The sequence below is a fragment of the Rudaea sp. genome (assembly GCF_047601565.1).
Lineage (GTDB): Bacteria > Pseudomonadota > Gammaproteobacteria > Xanthomonadales > Rhodanobacteraceae > Rudaea.
Window position 1 is genome coordinate 817,872 of the sequence record NZ_JASGIY010000001.1, and the last position, 15,064, is coordinate 832,935.

General features: G+C 66.0%; 11 protein-coding genes and 1 pseudogene. 8 read left to right on the top strand and 4 right to left on the bottom strand.

Annotation, left to right across the window (positions count from 1 at the left end):
- Positions 1-158 precede the first annotated feature (158 nt).
- Together QM741_RS03480 and xerD are read right to left on the bottom strand one after the other, a co-directional pair.
- Entirely contained in the window at positions 159-977 is an 819-nt protein-coding gene (locus tag QM741_RS03480; RefSeq protein ID WP_415206348.1) for a DsbC family protein, read from the bottom strand.
- 153 nt (positions 978-1,130) lie between these two features.
- Positions 1,131-2,076, bottom strand: a pseudogene (xerD, locus tag QM741_RS03485) (site-specific tyrosine recombinase XerD).
- Between the two features lie 84 nt (positions 2,077-2,160).
- On the opposite strand from xerD, the gene QM741_RS03490 reads away from it, so the two are divergent.
- On the top strand, positions 2,161-2,607 hold the full coding sequence (locus QM741_RS03490; RefSeq protein ID WP_415206349.1) for an RDD family protein: 447 nt from the start codon (positions 2,161-2,163) through the stop codon (positions 2,605-2,607).
- Positions 2,608-2,616: 9 nt separating this feature from the next.
- Here the strand turns inward: QM741_RS03490 and lptG are convergent, their stop codons facing one another.
- The gene (lptG, locus tag QM741_RS03495; RefSeq protein ID WP_415206350.1) at positions 2,617-3,750 is read right to left on the bottom strand and encodes an LPS export ABC transporter permease LptG; all 1,134 of its coding nucleotides are present in this window, start codon (positions 3,748-3,750) and stop codon (positions 2,617-2,619) included.
- Positions 3,750-4,961 carry an LPS export ABC transporter permease LptF gene (gene lptF, locus QM741_RS03500; protein ID WP_415206351.1) on the bottom strand — a complete coding sequence of 404 codons (1,212 nt, stop codon included), beginning with the start codon at positions 4,959-4,961 and terminating at the stop codon, positions 3,750-3,752. Before lptF ends, lptG begins: the two co-directional genes overlap by 1 nt.
- 283 nt (positions 4,962-5,244) lie before the next feature.
- On the opposite strand from lptF, the gene QM741_RS03505 reads away from it, so the two are divergent.
- The 7 genes from QM741_RS03505 (at position 5,245) to QM741_RS03535 (ending at position 15,064) form a co-directional block, all read left to right on the top strand.
- On the top strand, positions 5,245-6,729 hold the full coding sequence (locus QM741_RS03505; RefSeq protein WP_415206352.1) for a leucyl aminopeptidase: 1,485 nt from the start codon (positions 5,245-5,247) through the stop codon (positions 6,727-6,729).
- A complete protein-coding gene (locus QM741_RS03510) occupies positions 6,726-7,127 on the top strand; it encodes a hypothetical protein (protein ID WP_415206353.1) in 402 nt (133 codons plus the stop codon). The genes QM741_RS03505 and QM741_RS03510 overlap by 4 nt, the downstream gene beginning before the upstream one ends.
- Before the next feature lie 3 nt (positions 7,128-7,130).
- Positions 7,131-7,553, top strand: a complete 423-nt coding sequence (locus QM741_RS03515; protein WP_415206354.1) for a DNA polymerase III subunit chi — start codon at positions 7,131-7,133, stop codon at positions 7,551-7,553.
- A gap of 226 nt (positions 7,554-7,779) precedes the next feature.
- Positions 7,780-10,092, top strand: a complete 2,313-nt coding sequence (locus QM741_RS03520; protein WP_415206355.1) for a TonB-dependent receptor — start codon at positions 7,780-7,782, stop codon at positions 10,090-10,092.
- A gap of 208 nt (positions 10,093-10,300) precedes the next feature.
- Positions 10,301-11,275, top strand: coding sequence for a peptidylprolyl isomerase (locus QM741_RS03525; RefSeq protein ID WP_415206356.1), 975 nt, complete (start codon positions 10,301-10,303; stop codon positions 11,273-11,275).
- Between the two features lie 144 nt (positions 11,276-11,419).
- A complete protein-coding gene (locus QM741_RS03530; protein WP_415206357.1) occupies positions 11,420-12,013 on the top strand; it encodes a helix-turn-helix domain-containing protein in 594 nt (197 codons plus the stop codon).
- 96 nt (positions 12,014-12,109) lie between these two features.
- Positions 12,110-15,064 (top strand): valine--tRNA ligase, encoded by a 2,955-nt coding sequence (locus QM741_RS03535; protein ID WP_415206358.1) that lies wholly within the window; start codon positions 12,110-12,112, stop codon positions 15,062-15,064.

A 15,064-nucleotide genomic window follows, 5' to 3' on the forward strand; every position in this document is an offset into this window, starting at 1 on the left:
GCTGCTTGCGAGAGGGGCGCGTATTCTAGCCGACGCGCAGGAAGTACGTCTCCCCCGCAGGGACTGCCGGAGGCCAGACTTCAGGGACGACGAGGACAAAGGCTGGATCCCGTGTCATCGGCCATCCATTGCCTGCACGGGATGACTTCATCCTGAAGTCACTTCGCCGCGACGGGGCCTTTCGCATCCAGCGCGGCGAGGCGGTCGAGTTCGGCGAGGAACTTGTTCGGATCCTGCACGACGCCACCGTTCACCTGCACTCCCTTCTCGTTGAGGATGGTCGGCGTGCCGCCGATGCCGAGTTTCATGCCGAGCGCGGTCGTCTCGGCAATCGGATTCGGGCAGGTCTTCTTGCCCGGGTCCTGGCCGTTCATCGCCGCGGTGTAGGCCGCATTGCGGTCCTGCGAGCACCATACCGCCTCGGCCTTCTTGTCGGCGCCCGGATGGATCGACAGCGGGAAGAACACGTATTCGACCGCGATGCCGACCTGGTTGTAGGCCGCGATCTGCTTGTGGAACTGACGGCAGTACGGGCAGTCGACGTCGGTGAACACGGTCACCGTGTGCTTCGGGTTGGCCGGCGCGAACACGAGACGCTTGCTTTGCGGCAGGTTCTTCAGCGCGGCGAGGCGCAGCGAAGCCTGCGCGCGGCTGGTCAGGCTCGCCTTCTGCGCCAGGTCGATCACGTCGCCCTGGATCAGGTATTTGCCGTCGGCGCTGATGTAGACCACCTGGCCGTTGTCGACGACCACCTCGTAGAAGCCCGGCAATTCGGACTTCGCCACCGCCTCCGCCTTGGCCTTCGGCGCCAGTGTCGCGAGTGCGTCGCGCACGGTCTTTTCCTCGCCGGATGCGGGCGCGGCCTGGCTTGCGGCGGCGGACGCACCACTGCTGGAGACATCGTCGAACGTCGTGCCGCGGGCAAACGCGGCGGCCGCGACGAAAAGAAAACCGGCGGCAAGAATGGGCTTGATCATGGCGTTACTCGATGGGTTGGGCGAGCGGAACGATGGCAATGCGACCTGCGCGCGGGCCGGAAGTTCGACTGCATTCCAGACCGGCAGGGCCCGTGATTGCTTTCGATTATCGCACGATTGGCGGCGTCGGGGTTGGCGAACGCTCGCGCTCGGTCACCCTCGCGGGTGATGTTGCGCATGCAACTTCTTCAGCCCCTCGCGCGCAACCAGCGTGTAGATCTGCGTCGTCGACAGCGAACTGTGGCCGAGCAGCATCTGCAGCGCGCGCAGGTCGGCGCCGTGGTTGAGCAGATGCGTGGCGAAGCAGTGGCGCAAGACGTGCGGCGAGATGCGTTTGGCGTCGATGCCGGCCTTCGCGGCATGCCGTTTGACCATAGTCCAGAACATCTGCCGCGTCATCGCCGCCTTGCGCGTCGTGACGAATGCGGCATCGGCGAGGCGGCCGGCCAGCAACGCAGGGCGCGCGTCGCGGTAGTAGCGTTCGAGCCAGTCCAGCGCTTCCTCGCCGATCGGCACGAGGCGGTCCTTGCCGCCCTTGCCGGTCACGCGCAACACGCCGGCGCGCAGGTTGACCTGGTCGAGCGCGAGACCGACGAGTTCGGATACGCGCAGGCCCGTGGCGTAGAGCAGCTCGAACATCGCCCGGTCGCGCAGGCCGAGCGGCGTGTCAACCTCGGGCGCGCGGATCAGCGCCTCGACCTGCGCCTCGCTGAGCGCCTTCGGCAATGGCTTGGCCAGCTTGGGCGTGTCGAGCAGCAGGGTCGGATCGGTCCCGATCGCGCCGAGGCGTTGTTGCATGCGGTAGAAATGACGCAGGCTCGACAGCAGGCGCGCGTTGCTGCGCGAGGAGTAGCCGCCTTCCTGGCGCTCGGCGAGACAGGCGTACAAATGCTCGCGCGACGCGCCGAGCAGCGTCGTGCCGTGGCCTGCGCACCAGCGCGCGAGGCCTTCGAGATCGCGTCGATAGCTCGCCAGCGAATTCTCGGCGAGGCCCGACTCGGACCAGGCGCGTTCGAGAAAGCCCTCGATCAGCGCGCGCTCGTCCGCGACGATGCGGTCGCCGACGCGCAACGCGGCGGCGGCGGATTGGCGTGCGGATTTCTTCATTGCAACGTCGGGGCTAGACTTGCTTTTCTTCTGCCGTCATTCCCGCTTTCGCGGGAATGACGAATTGGGGTACTCGATGGATTCTACTTCTTCACGCACCACCGCCGCTCCGGCCCACCTCGGCTGGCGCCTGCTCGCCGCGGCATACGACCTGTTTCCGCTGCTCGCGCTGTGGTTCTTCGCGACCCTCGGCGCGATCCTGCTCACCGGCGGCAAACTCGACACGCACCGCCTCGCGCACAAGCTGCTCGTGCAGGCGCTCGTGCTCGCGGCGAGCGGCGCCTATTTCGTCGTCTCGTGGCTGCGCGGCGGCCAGACCGTCGGCATGAAGCCCTGGCGACTGCGCGTGGTCGGCGCCGGCGGCGATGCGCCCGACCTGCGTCGCGCACTGCTGCGCTTCGCCGTCGCGCTGGTCTCGCTCGGCGCACTCGGCGCGGGTTTTCTCTGGTGCCTCGTCGACCGCGAGCGGCGCGCGTGGCACGACATCGCGGCGGGTACGCTGCTGGTGCGGCTGGAGAAGTGAGGCGCGTCCTCACGCGTTCCTGCGGAAATACACGAACGCCGCCGCGGCGAGCAGCAGCGACGGCAGCGCGTTCACCACGGCGAGGTTGAAATTGTATACCGCGCCCATGCTGACCACGGATTTCTGGAAGAAGTAGTAGCTGATCGCGAGCGCCATGCCCATGAACAGGCGCTTGCCGAGGCCGCCCGTGCGCAGCGAGCCGAACGCGAACGGCACCGCGCAGAACGCGAGCACGAGCACGTTGAGCGGATAGAAGATGCGGCCCCAGTAGGCGACCTTGTACGTGCCCGCGTCCTGGCGGTTGCGGTTCATGTAGTCGATGTTGCGCGAGAGGTCGGCCATCGACAGGTATTCGGGATGGATCATCGACACGGCGAGCACGTTCGGGTCGAGTTGCGACTTCCATTGCGCGGTCTGTTCGACCTTGCTCGTCGCCGAGCGCCGGGCGAACTCGGTGCGGCGCACGTCGTGCAGCGTCCACTCGCCGCTGGCGTGCGTCGCCGTCTTCGCGATCGACAGCGCGGAGAGCTGGCCGGCCGGGGTGAACTCGAACACGCGCACCTCGGACAGCTCGATGGCCGGCGTGCCGTCATGTCCGCGGCGCGTGCGCCCGCGCTTGGCGTTGATCACCGTCTCGCCGTCGCGCGCCCACAGCGCGCCGCCCTTGCCGATCGTCACGTCGCGGTTCTTCGCGGTCAGCGCGAGCGCCTCGGCCTTCTGCTGCGCGCGCGGCGCGATCGCCTCGCCCATGAACGCGACGAACGCGGTCAGCACGGTCAGCGCGAGCACGACCGAAGCGCAGATGCGCAGCTTCGACATGCCGGCGGCGCGCAGCGCGGTCAGCTCGCCGCTCGCGGCGAGCGCGCCCATGCCCATGAGGCCGCCGATCAGGCCTCCGTAGGCGAAGAATTGGTACATGCGCCGCGGCACGGTGAGCAGGATGTAGCTCACCGCCTTGGCCAGGGTGTAGTCGCCAGTGCCGACGTCGTTGATCTCGTTGACGAAGGCCATCATCGCGTCGAGCGCGACGACGACGATCCAGGCGATCAGCACCGCGCCGATCACCGACAGCGCGACGACCTTGTCGACCTTCTTGAAGCGCAGGCGGTGCAGGCCGAGGCGCGAGGCGAACGCGGCGGCCATCATGCCGCTCCCGCCGCGAGCCGCGCTTTCGGAGCCTTCGGTTTCGGCAGTTGCTGGCTGCGCCACAGCAGGTACAACGCGACCAGCAGCACCGGCACGTGCACCCACCACAGGCCGAGCGCGAAGCTCAGCTTGCCGCGGACCAGCTGCTCGCGCGAAATGTTCATGAGCGCGTAATAGATCGACCAGGTCAGGAAAGCGATGATGAGGCCCGCATAGCGCGGCTGGCGCGGGCTCGATTTCGACAACGGCAGCGCGAGCAGGATCAGCACCAGCGTCGATACCGGCGCGGCGAGCCGCCAGTGCAGTTCGGCGCGCTCCACCGGATCGTCGCTGCGCAGCAGTTCCGACGTCGACGCGGCGCGCTTGGCCGCGTCGGCAGTGGCGTCGGGCTCGGAATCGGTGAGCCTTACGTCGTTGCGCTCGTAGCGCAGCAGGCGATAGTTGTCCTGGCCGATGATGCCTTCGACGCGAAAGCCGTCGTTGAGGCGGAGGTAGCGCTCGGCGCCGTTGGCGTCGTGGTACAGCTCGCCGTCCGCGGCGGTGACGACGTTGAGACGCACGGGCAACGGCGCGGCATTCGCATCCGCTTTCGTGCCGCGCGCCGCGCCGGGCTTCGCGTCTGCCGGCGCCGGCTTGTCGGCGACGTCGGTGCGCTCGCTGGCGACGAACATCTTCTTGAACTTCGTGCCGTCCTCGTTCATCGCCTCGACGTACATCACGCCGTCGTTGTTCGGCAGCTCGACGAAACGCCCCGGCTCGAGTCCGGCGATGATCAGCGAACGGTTCGCCTCGAGCACGAGGCTTTGCGAAAGGCGGTCGGAGGCCGGCGCCAGCCAGAACGCGATCAGCGCCATCGTCAGCGCCAGCGGCACCGCAAGCAGTGCCAGCGGCCGCAGCAACCCGGTCACCGGCAGGCCGGACGCGGCGAACACGGCCATTTCGCTTTCGCGATACAGGCGGCCATAGGCCAGTTGCACGCCGATGAACACGGCGAGCGGCGCGAGCAGGGTCAGCGCGCTGACCGTGCGCAGGCCGATCAGCGAGAACAGCAGTTCCGCCGGAATGCGTCCGCGCGCGATCTTGTTGAGCAGATCGGCCACGGTGCCGCCGATGCTGACGAGCAGCAGGATCGCGGTCGCTGCGACGAAGCTGACCGCCAGCTCGCTCGCGAGGTAGCGGTCGATGATGCGCAGGGAGGGGATTCGCATTTGCGGTAAAATGGTTCTCTTATGAGTTTTTGCAAAAGCCAGCGGCACAAGGATGTGCCGCCGAATCAAACACGCAAGTATTTGATTCGGAAAACGTGGCGCGGCTTTGCCGCGTCCGTTTTCTTGCAAACCGCGGCAGGATGCCCGGTTTTGCAACTGACTCTTTGTGCTCGCCGCGGACGCGAGCCGCGCGATTGCACACGGAAACACGTTTACGCAGCCTTAATTGTAGCTTCTGCCCGCCGTCCTCGATACGACGGCCACGGCACACGATGGAAAAGAAATGACCCTTCAATTCACGCTTGCCCAGCAACTCCCCGAAGCCGTCGAAACGCCTTGTGTCGTCGTCGGCCTGTTCGACGGCCAGTTTTCCGCCGCGGCGAAACGCATCGACGATGCCGCGGGCGGCGCGCTGACGCGGCTGCTCGAATCGAACGACCTCTCCGGCAAAAGCGGCGCGACGCAAGTCTTGTTCGCCCTTCCTGGCGTCAAGACGGTGCGCGTGCTGGCAGTCGGCCTGGGCGATGCGAAGAAATTCGATGCCGCGCGCTACGCCAAGGCCTGCGGCGACGCGACACGCGCCCTGAAGGGTCTGCCGATCGACAGCGCCGTGTCGTATCTGAGCGAACTCGATGTGCCCGGCAGGGATCCGGCCTGGAAACTGCGCACGGCCGCCCTCGCCAGCGACGCTCAGGCGTACAAGTACACGACCACGTTCAAGCCGCGCGAGAAGGCGAAGACGCCCGAATTGCACACCCTCGCCTACGCCGCGCCGGCCGGCACCGATGCGAGCGCGCTCGACCAGGCCACCGCGATCGCCAAGGGCGTGCGCTTCGCGCGCCAACTCGGCAACCTGCCGCCGAACATCTGCACGCCGGCCTATCTCGCCGGCGAAGCGCACCAGCTCGCCAAGGATCATCCAGGCGTCGTCTGCGAGGTGCTCGAGGAAGAAGCGATGTACAAGCTCGGCATGGGCGCCCTGCTCGGCGTCGCCCAAGGCTCGGCGAACAAGCCGCGCCTGATCGCGCTCGAATGGAAGGGCGGCGCGGCGGATGAAAAGCCTTACGCGCTCGTCGGCAAGGGCGTCACCTTCGACACCGGCGGCATCTCGATCAAGCCGAGCGCCGGCATGGAAGAGATGAAGTTCGACATGTGCGGCGCGGCCGGCGTGCTCGGCGCGTTCCTCGCCGCGGTCGAACTCAAGCTCAAGCTCAACCTCGTCTGCGTCGTGCCCGCGGTCGAGAACATGCCCGGGGGCAACGCGCAGCGACCGAGCGACGTGGTCACGACGATGTCGGGCCAGACCGTCGAAGTGCTCAACACCGACGCCGAGGGCCGCCTGATCCTGTGCGATGCGCTGACCTGGGTGCAGAAGTACAAACCGCAGGTCATCATCGACGTGGCGACGCTGACCGGCGCCTGCGTCGTCGCGCTCGGCAAGCATGCGAGCGGCCTGATGACGCAGGACGATGCGCTCGCCGACGAACTTCTCAAAGCCGGCAACGCCACGCTCGACCGCGCCTGGCGCCTGCCGCTCTGGGACGACTATCAAAGCCAGCTCGAAACCGGCTACGCCGACATCGCCAACATCGGCGGCAAGTACGCGGGCGCGATCACCGCCGGCTGCTTCCTCTCGCGCTTCGCTGAGGGCTTCCGCTGGGCGCACCTCGACATCGCCGGCAGCGCGTGGGACGAAGGCCGCAAGGGCTCCGCGACGGGAAGACCGGTGCCGCTGCTCGTGGAGTATCTGCTCGACCGCTGCGCATGAGCGAAGCAGCGCCGGATTTCTACTCTCGGAAGCAGGCAGCGCTGATAGCTCTGCTTGGCGTTTCCCTCGTGCTTGGGATCGTCGAGGCTGCATTGCTGCCCGCACTTGGGGAAAAAATGTTCGCGCTGCAGGTCTGTGGCAGCGCGATCATGCTGCTGATCGGTTTCTACTGGCTGCACATCGACTCGCGGCATCTTGGTATCCGCCGACCGACATGGCTGAATCTCGGCATCGTACTGATCGCGATCGCGTTCGTACCGTATTATCTCTACAAGACCCGCGCCATCGGACAATGCGGTAAGGCGATCGGTGCTTTCTTCGGACTCGTGATTGCCTGCGCATTCTTGTCGACGATCGGCGCTTTGTTGAGCATGTCGCTACAAGGCTCGGGAACATAAGCGATGCCTCGCGCCGACTTCTACCTGATCGCCAAACCGCGTTTCCGCGACGACCCGCTGCTGCTCGTCTGCGAACTCGCCAGGCGCGCGTTCGAGTCGGGGCAGCCGGCGCTGATCCTCGCGCGCTCGGCCGACCAGGCCGACGCGATCGACGAGAAGCTCTGGGAATTCGACGAGCAGGCTTTCATCCCGCACCAGCTCGCCGGCGACGACGACGACGCGATCACGCCGGTGCTGATCGTCGCGCCCGGCGTCGAAACGCCGGACCGCGCGCTCGTGATCAACCTGCGCGACGAGTGTGCGCCGGGCCTGTTCGAGCGCGTGCTCGAAGTCGTGCCCGCGGACGAAGCGCAGCGCCTCGGCTCGCGCGAGCGTTGGAAGACCTACAAGGCTGCCGGCTTCGAAGTAAGCAAGCACGACATGTAGGCCTCGCCGGCGCGCACCGGAATTCCGAACTGGAATGCCGTCGGACGTCCACTGCGCTTGACACGCGCCGGTCAAAACGTTATCAATTTGTCAAATTTTTTTGACATGTCGAATTTCGGCGACCGGCGTTCCATGCCCTCCGGTCACCGATTTCGCCAGCTCGCCTCGACCTGCAGCAACGGCAGGATGCCGCCATCCGCCCACTCCACTCCCCCGGGAACATTCGATGAACACGCAGTCCGCCGCTTCTTCCGCCTGCCGATCTTCTGCGCCGCGTCCGACACGCAACAAGATCGCCCATGCCGTCTTCTGCGCGCTCAGCGCGCTCGCTTTCGGTTCAGTGCATGCCGCCGACTCCGCCGCAACCGAGGCGGACCCGCAGGCCAAGCCGACCGACACAAGCGCCGGGACCGATTCCACTTCGCTCGAGACGGTGACGGTCACCGCAAACAAGCGCGCCGAGTCGCTGCAGAAGGTGGCGATGAGCATCTCCGCGATCGACGGCAAGGACATGACCAATGCCGGCTCGCAGAACTTCACCGACCTGATCTCGAGCGTGCCGAGCCTCGGCATCTTCAAGACCGGCTCGGGCCGTTCGCAGATCATCATGCGCGGCGTCAACGCGGGCAATTCCTCGGAGGACGACCCGCAGACGCAGGAGACGGTCGGCCTCTACGTCGACGACGCGCCGGTCGCGATCAACGGCTTCAATCCGGAGTTCGGCCTGTTCGACCTCGAACGCGTCGAGGTGCTGCGCGGCCCGCAGGGCACGCTGTACGGCGCCGGCGCGATGGCCGGCGCGATCCGCCTGGTCACGCGCAAGCCGCTGCTCGACACGGTCGAAGGTAGCGTCGAGACCTCGGTCGCCGACATCGACCACGGCGGCACGAGCTACGACATGCGCGGCGTGATCAACGTGCCGCTGGTCAAGGACGTGGCCGGCTTGCGCGTGTCGATGTACGACGACCGCAACGGCGGCTTCATCAAGAACACCACGACCGACGAGAACAACATCAACCGTGCCGACGCGGTCGGCGGCCGCGTCGCGCTGCGCGTGCTGCCGACCGACAGCCTCACCGTCGACCTGTCGATCTGGGCGCACGACCAGAACGACCACGGCCGCGGCCTCGACGAGACCGGCAACTACACGCGCGCCTACCAGTCGCCGGAGAATTCGAACGAGGACTACACGCTCTCCAACCTCACCCTGACCCAGACGCTGGGCTGGGGCAGCGTCGTTTCCTCGACGTCGTATTTCGCGATGAACATGCTCAACCGCTGGAACCTCGACAAGATCTATTCGTCGACCTATCCGGCACTGGGTCTTTCCGCGGACGGCCCGATGGCGTCGCTGGCCGATGAAACGCATCTCAACGACTTCACCCAGGAAGTGCGCGCGGTCTCGAACGACGACGGCGTGCTCAAGTGGCTGCTCGGCGCCTACTACCACAAGCGCAATCGCGGTTACGTCAACGCTTTTCCCGATCCGGGCTGGGATGCCTACACCGGCTTGCCGAGCGCGGACTTCGGCGCGCCGACCGACTACGCGTTCTGGGGCATCCAGAACGTGCACATCGAGGAAGCCGCGCTGTTCGGCGAGGGCACGTACAAGCTCGGCAATTTCGCCTTGACCGCTGGCCTGCGCGCGTTCGACTGGAAGGAGCGCCACTGGCAGTACCAGTCCGGCTTCTTCAACGGCGGCGCAACCTCGAACGGCATGCAGCATTCGAAGGAGAACGGCGTCAACCCGAAGGTCAACGTCGCCTACACGGTCGACGACAACAACGAGGTCTACGCGCAGGCGGCGAAGGGTTTCCGCTACGGCGGCGTCAACCAGGTGATCCCGATGAACCTGTGCGGCGCCGAGCTCGAGGCCGACGGTCTGCATCCGTCGACCGACTACGGCTCGGACGATCTGTGGAACTACGAGATCGGCAACAAGTCGAGCTTGTTCGACAACCACTTCACGCTGAACGGCAGCCTGTACCTGATCAAGTGGAACAACGTGCAGGTGCGCCGCGGCCTCAACTGCGGCGTCAACTACGTCGAGAACGCGGCCGGCCTGACCAGCAAGGGCGCGGAACTCGAACTCGCCTGGCGGCCGATCGAAAACCTGAAGGTCACCGCGGGCGGCTCGTACACGCATTCCACGATCGATGCGGACACGCCCGAACTGCCGGCGCTCAAGGGCGAGTTCGCGCCGTTCGTGCCGAAGACCTCGTTCAACGCCACGGCCGAGTATACTTTCCCGCTCGGCGCGGACATGCACGGCTTCCTCTGGGGCGGCTGGAACTACGTCGGCAAGCGCGTCACCCAGTTCGATCCGGCCAATCCGCTCTATCGTGTGATGGATGCCTACGACACGCTCAACGTGCGCGCCGGCGTGCAGTGGAGTTCGATGGAAGCTTCGGTGTTCGTGCAGAACCTCAACAACAGCGACGGCGTGATCCGCCAGGTCTCGGCCACGCCGTTCTATCCGGACGGCGCCTACCGGGTGCAGCCGCGCACGATCGGCGCGTCGCTGCGTTACTGGTTCTGATCGGAAAAAGCCCCTCTCCCGCCGGGTCGAAGTCGGCGGCAGCCGACTGAGGGTGAGGCAGGATGCCGAACGGGGTGCGGGCTGGGGTGAGGGTTCGGGCATCTCACAGCGTTACGCCGAGACCGAACCCTCATCCGCCCCTTCGGGGCATCTTCTCCCGATGGGAGAAGGGAACAGCAAGCTGACTCAATGCTCGAGAGGTAACGACATGAAGGCGGACACGCAGCAACAAGACCTTTCCCTGACGCGCGCTGCGTCGCTTTGCGCGCTCGGCTTGGCTACGATGCTCGCCGCATCCCTCCACGCCAAACCGCCCGTGACCGCAGCAAAACCCGTTTCCGCACCGACCACCGCCGCCGTGCTCGCCGCGGCCAAGCCGGGCGACTGGCGTGCGCTCGATCCGCAGAACACGCTTTATCTCGAACTTTCGGGTGGCCGCGTCGTCATCGAATTGGCGCCCGCGTTCGCACCGAACCATATCGCCAATATCAAGGCGCTGGCGCGCGAGAAGTACTACGACGGCCTCGCGATCGTGCGCGCGCAGGACAACTACGTCGTGCAGATGAATGATCCCGACTACGAGAACGAGGCGGCGCGCAAGCCGATCAAGACGGCCAAGCGCAGCCTGCCGCCCGAGTTCACCGTCGCCTGGGACGCGAAGATTCCGTTCACGCGCCTGCCCGACCCGGACGGCTACGCACCCGAAACCGGCTTCTCCGACGGTTTCGCTGCGGCGCGCGACATGAAGGCGCAGCGCACTTGGCTGACGCACTGCTACGGCACGGTCGGCGTCGGCCGCCTCAACCCGGTCGATTCGGGCGGCGGTCCGGAACTCTACGTCGTCATCGGCACGCCGCCGCGCCAGCTCGACCGCAACGTCACCGTCGTCGGCCGCGTCGTCAAGGGCATCGAGCTGCTGTCGACGCTGCCGCGCGGCACCGGGCCCTACAGCCTGTACGAGAAGCCCGAGCAGCGCGCGCCGATCCAGCGCATCCGCGTCGCCGCCGACGTGCCAGAAAACGAACGCGTGGCGCTCGAAGTGCTGCGCACCGACACGCCAACCTTCGAGGCCTACGTCGAATCGCGCCGCAACCATCGCGAAGAATGGTACGCGGTGGCGGCGGGACACATCGACGTCTGCAACGTCGAGGTACCCGTGCGCGCTGCGCCAGGCGCACGCTGAATGCGCCGGAATCGCGTGTCCGCGAATCCGGCGTTGATACAACCCGTTACAACCAGCAGGACTAGAATCCGTGTCGCGTTCCCTCGTGTTCGCGGGCGCAGAAAAGAAAAAGGAACACCCGTCAGGGAACAGGGGGAGGCGAATATGAGCACGGCAGCATCGCGAAAAAGAAAGCCGGGCATCGGCATGGGCGCGCGTATCCAGCATCGGCGCAAGCAGCTCGGCCTGACCCTGAGCGAGCTCGGCGCGCGCGCGGGGCTGTCCGCGCCGTTCCTGTCGCAGGCCGAACGCAACCAGACCGTGCCGTCGATCATGTCGCTGATGGCGCTGGCCAAGGCGCTCAAGGTCGACCTGCAGTACTTTCTCGAAAGCCCGACCGAACGCAGCATCGTCTGCCGCGCCAAGGAACGCCCGTGCATCCGCATCAATTCGCCGGTCGCGTTCTACGATCTTTCCTCGAGCCTGATCCATCGCATGATGGACGCGATCCTCATGGAGATCCCGCCCGGCCACGCCTTCCCGACCGACCAGCGCGACGGCGAGGAATTCGTCATGGTGCTCAAGGGCCGCATCCATGCGCGCGTCGGCGACATCGAGACCGTGCTCGGCCCCGGCGACAGCATGCATTTCAATTCGCAGTCGCCGCACTCCTCGCGCAACGAAACCTGCTCCACTGTCACGCTGCTTTATATCGGCACGCCGAGCGTGATGGGTGAAGAGCCGCGTGGCAAGAGCTGACGGCCTCGCGCTTAGCGCCGCGCGGCGCGCGCGGCTACAATGACGGATCCTTTCCTCTTTTGCGCCCGTGTTCCGCGCGGGCCAGGCAACGTCGTCATGGAAAAAAGTTTCGAACCCCGGGACATCGAATCGAAGTGGTACGCCGCCTGGGAAGCCGCGGGCGACTTCAAGCCGCGCGGCGACGGCGCGCCGTACTGCATCCTGCTGCCGCCGCCGAACGTGACCGGCACGCTGCACATGGGCCATGCGTTCCAGCAGACGATCATGGACGCGCTGACGCGCTACCACCGCATGCGCGGCTTCCGCACGCTGTGGCAGGGCGGCACCGACCACGCCGGCATCGCGACGCAGAAGATCGTCGAGAACCAGCTCGCGGCGAACGGCCAGTCGCGCCACGACCTCGGCCGCGAGAAGTTCGTCGAGCGCGTGTGGGAATGGAAGCAGCAATCCGGCTCCACGATCACGAACCAGATGCGCCGCCTCGGCGCGTCGGTCGACTGGTCGCGCGAGCGCTTCACGATGGATCCGGGCCTGTCTGCCGCGGTCAGGCGCGTGTTCGTGCAGTGGTACCGCGATGGCCTTCTCTACCGCGGCCGCCGCCTAGTCAATTGGGACCCGGTGCTGATGACGGCCGTGTCCGATCTCGAAGTGAACAACGAGGAGAAGGACGGCTCGCTGTGGTCGATCCGCTATCCCGCGAGCGACGGCGGCGATGGCCTCGTCGTCGCGACGACACGCCCGGAAACGATGCTCGGCGACGTCGCCGTCGCGGTGCATCCGCAGGACGAGCGCTACCGATCGCTGATCGGCAAGACGCTCAGGTTGCCGCTGACCGATCGCGAAATTCCGGTCATCGCCGACGACTACGTCGATCGCGAATTCGGCACCGGCTGCGTCAAGACCACGCCGGCGCACGACTTCAACGACTGGCAGATCGGCGCGCGCCACAAACTCACGCCGATCACGATCCTCACGCTCGATGCGAAGATAAACGACAACGCGCCAAAAAAATATCGCGGCATGGATCGCTTCGCCGCGCGCAAAGCCGTGCTCGCAGATCTGGAAGCCGCGGGCCTGCTCGTCGAAACGAAGAAGCACAAGCTGCAGGTGCCGGTCAGCCAGCGCACCGACGCGATCATCGAGCCGATGCTGACCGACCAGTGGTTTCTCGACCTCACGAGCGACACGCGCGTCGACGGCAAGCCCGGCCCGGGCGGGCGCAAGGCGATCACCGAGCCCGCGCTCGCCGCGGTGCGCGACGGCGAGATCAAGTTCGTGCCAGAGAACTGGTCGACGACGTACAACCAGTGGCTCGAGAACATCCAGGACTGGTGCGTCAGCCGCCAGCTCTGGTGGGGCCACCAGATTCCGGCCTGGTACGACGAGGCCGGCAACATCTTCGTCGGCGAGGACGAGGCCGATTTGCTTGCGCACTATCCGGAGTTGCGCGGTGAAGACGGCGGGTTGAAACCCGCCCTACGGCAGGACGAGGACGTGCTCGACACCTGGTTCTCCTCCGCGCTGTGGCCGTTCTCGACGCTGGGCTGGCCGTCGGACGCGCCGGTCAAGAACGAGCGCGGCGAGATCGTCGCGGACTGGCCGCAGGATCAGGCGTTCCTGCCGAGCGCGGTGCTCGTCACCGGCTTCGACATCATCTTCTTCTGGGTCGCGCGCATGGTCATGGCGACGCAGTACTTCACCGGCAAGGTGCCGTTCCGCGAGGTCTACATCAACGCGATCGTGCGCGACGCCGAAGGCCAGAAGATGTCGAAGTCGAAGGGCAACACGATCGACCCGCTCGACCTGATCGACGGCATCGATCTCGACTCGCTGGTGAAGAAGTCGACCGCGTCGCTGCTGATTCCGCAAGTGCGCGAAAAGGTCGAAAAGCGCATCCGCAAGGACTATCCCGACGGCATCGCCGCGGTCGGCACCGACGCGCTGCGCTTCACCTTCGCCGCGCTCGCCACCTACGGCCGCACGATCAACTTCGACCTCAAGCGCGCCGAGGGCTACAAGGCGTTCTGCAACAAGCTGTGGAACGCGGCGCGCTTCGTGCTGATGAATACCTCTGCTTCCCTTCCCCCGCCGGGGGAAGGTGTCGCGGCAGCGACGGATGAGGGAAAAGCTTCTCACTCTGCCACGGCGTCGCAAAGTGCAATGCCTTTCCCTCATCCGCCTTCGGCACCTTCTCCCGACGGGAGAAGGGAAGCAAAGACGGAAGCGGAGCGCTGGATCCTCGCGCGCCTGCGCGCGATGCTGGCCGAAGTCGAGACGCAGATGAAGCTCTACCGCTTCGACCTCGTCGCGCAGGCGCTGTACGAATTCGTCTGGAACGAATACTGCGACTGGTTCGTCGAACTGGCCAAGCCGGCGCTCAATGGCGGCGACAAGGCCGCCGCGGAATCGACGCGCCACACCTTGCTTTCCGTGCTCGAAGCCGCACTGCGCGCGCTGCATCCGATTACGCCGTTCATCACGGAAGAAATTTATCAATCGGTCGCGCCGTTGCTCGGCTTGAAGGAAGCGAGCATCACACAGCGCCCCTATCCACGGGCGGATGAACTGCCCGTTGACGACGCGGTGGCGAGCGCCGACATCGAATGGCTGCGCACCGTGCTCTCGCAGATTCGCCGCATCCGCAGCGAGATGAACATCGCGCCGGGCAAGGCGATCGCGCTGCTCTATGCGAACGGCAGCGCGATCGATCGCGGGCGCGCGGAGAAATTCAGCACGCAGATCGCCTTTCTCGCCAAGGCCGAGTCGCAGCGCTGGCTCGCCGCGGGCGAAACCGAGCCGGCCGCCGCCGCCGCGATCGTCGGCGAGATGACGCTGCTGATTCCGCTCGCCGGCCTGATCGATCTTTCCGCGGAGAAGGCGCGTCTCGAAAAGGAGATCAAGCGACTCGACGGCGAACTGGCGAAGTCGAGCGCCAAGCTCGCCAACTTCGGCGACAAGACGCCCGCGGCCGTGGTCGAACAGGAGAAGAAGCGCGTCGCCGATTTCGCCGCCGCACTCGATGGCCTGCGTGCGCAATTCGCCAAGCTCTGA

Coding starts and splice junctions, on each gene's coding strand:
- QM741_RS03480 (WP_415206348.1), bottom strand. CDS start 977: ATGATCAAGCCCATTCTTGCCGCCGGTTTTCTTTTCGTCGCGGCCGCC.
- QM741_RS03490 (WP_415206349.1), top strand. CDS start 2,161: ATGGATTCTACTTCTTCACGCACCACCGCCGCTCCGGCCCACCTCGGC.
- lptG (WP_415206350.1), bottom strand. CDS start 3,750: ATGGCCGCCGCGTTCGCCTCGCGCCTCGGCCTGCACCGCCTGCGCTTC.
- lptF (WP_415206351.1), bottom strand. CDS start 4,961: ATGCGAATCCCCTCCCTGCGCATCATCGACCGCTACCTCGCGAGCGAG.
- QM741_RS03505 (WP_415206352.1), top strand. CDS start 5,245: ATGACCCTTCAATTCACGCTTGCCCAGCAACTCCCCGAAGCCGTCGAA.
- QM741_RS03510 (WP_415206353.1), top strand. CDS start 6,726: ATGAGCGAAGCAGCGCCGGATTTCTACTCTCGGAAGCAGGCAGCGCTG.
- QM741_RS03515 (WP_415206354.1), top strand. CDS start 7,131: ATGCCTCGCGCCGACTTCTACCTGATCGCCAAACCGCGTTTCCGCGAC.
- QM741_RS03520 (WP_415206355.1), top strand. CDS start 7,780: ATGAACACGCAGTCCGCCGCTTCTTCCGCCTGCCGATCTTCTGCGCCG.
- QM741_RS03525 (WP_415206356.1), top strand. CDS start 10,301: ATGAAGGCGGACACGCAGCAACAAGACCTTTCCCTGACGCGCGCTGCG.
- QM741_RS03530 (WP_415206357.1), top strand. CDS start 11,420: ATGAGCACGGCAGCATCGCGAAAAAGAAAGCCGGGCATCGGCATGGGC.
- QM741_RS03535 (WP_415206358.1), top strand. CDS start 12,110: ATGGAAAAAAGTTTCGAACCCCGGGACATCGAATCGAAGTGGTACGCC.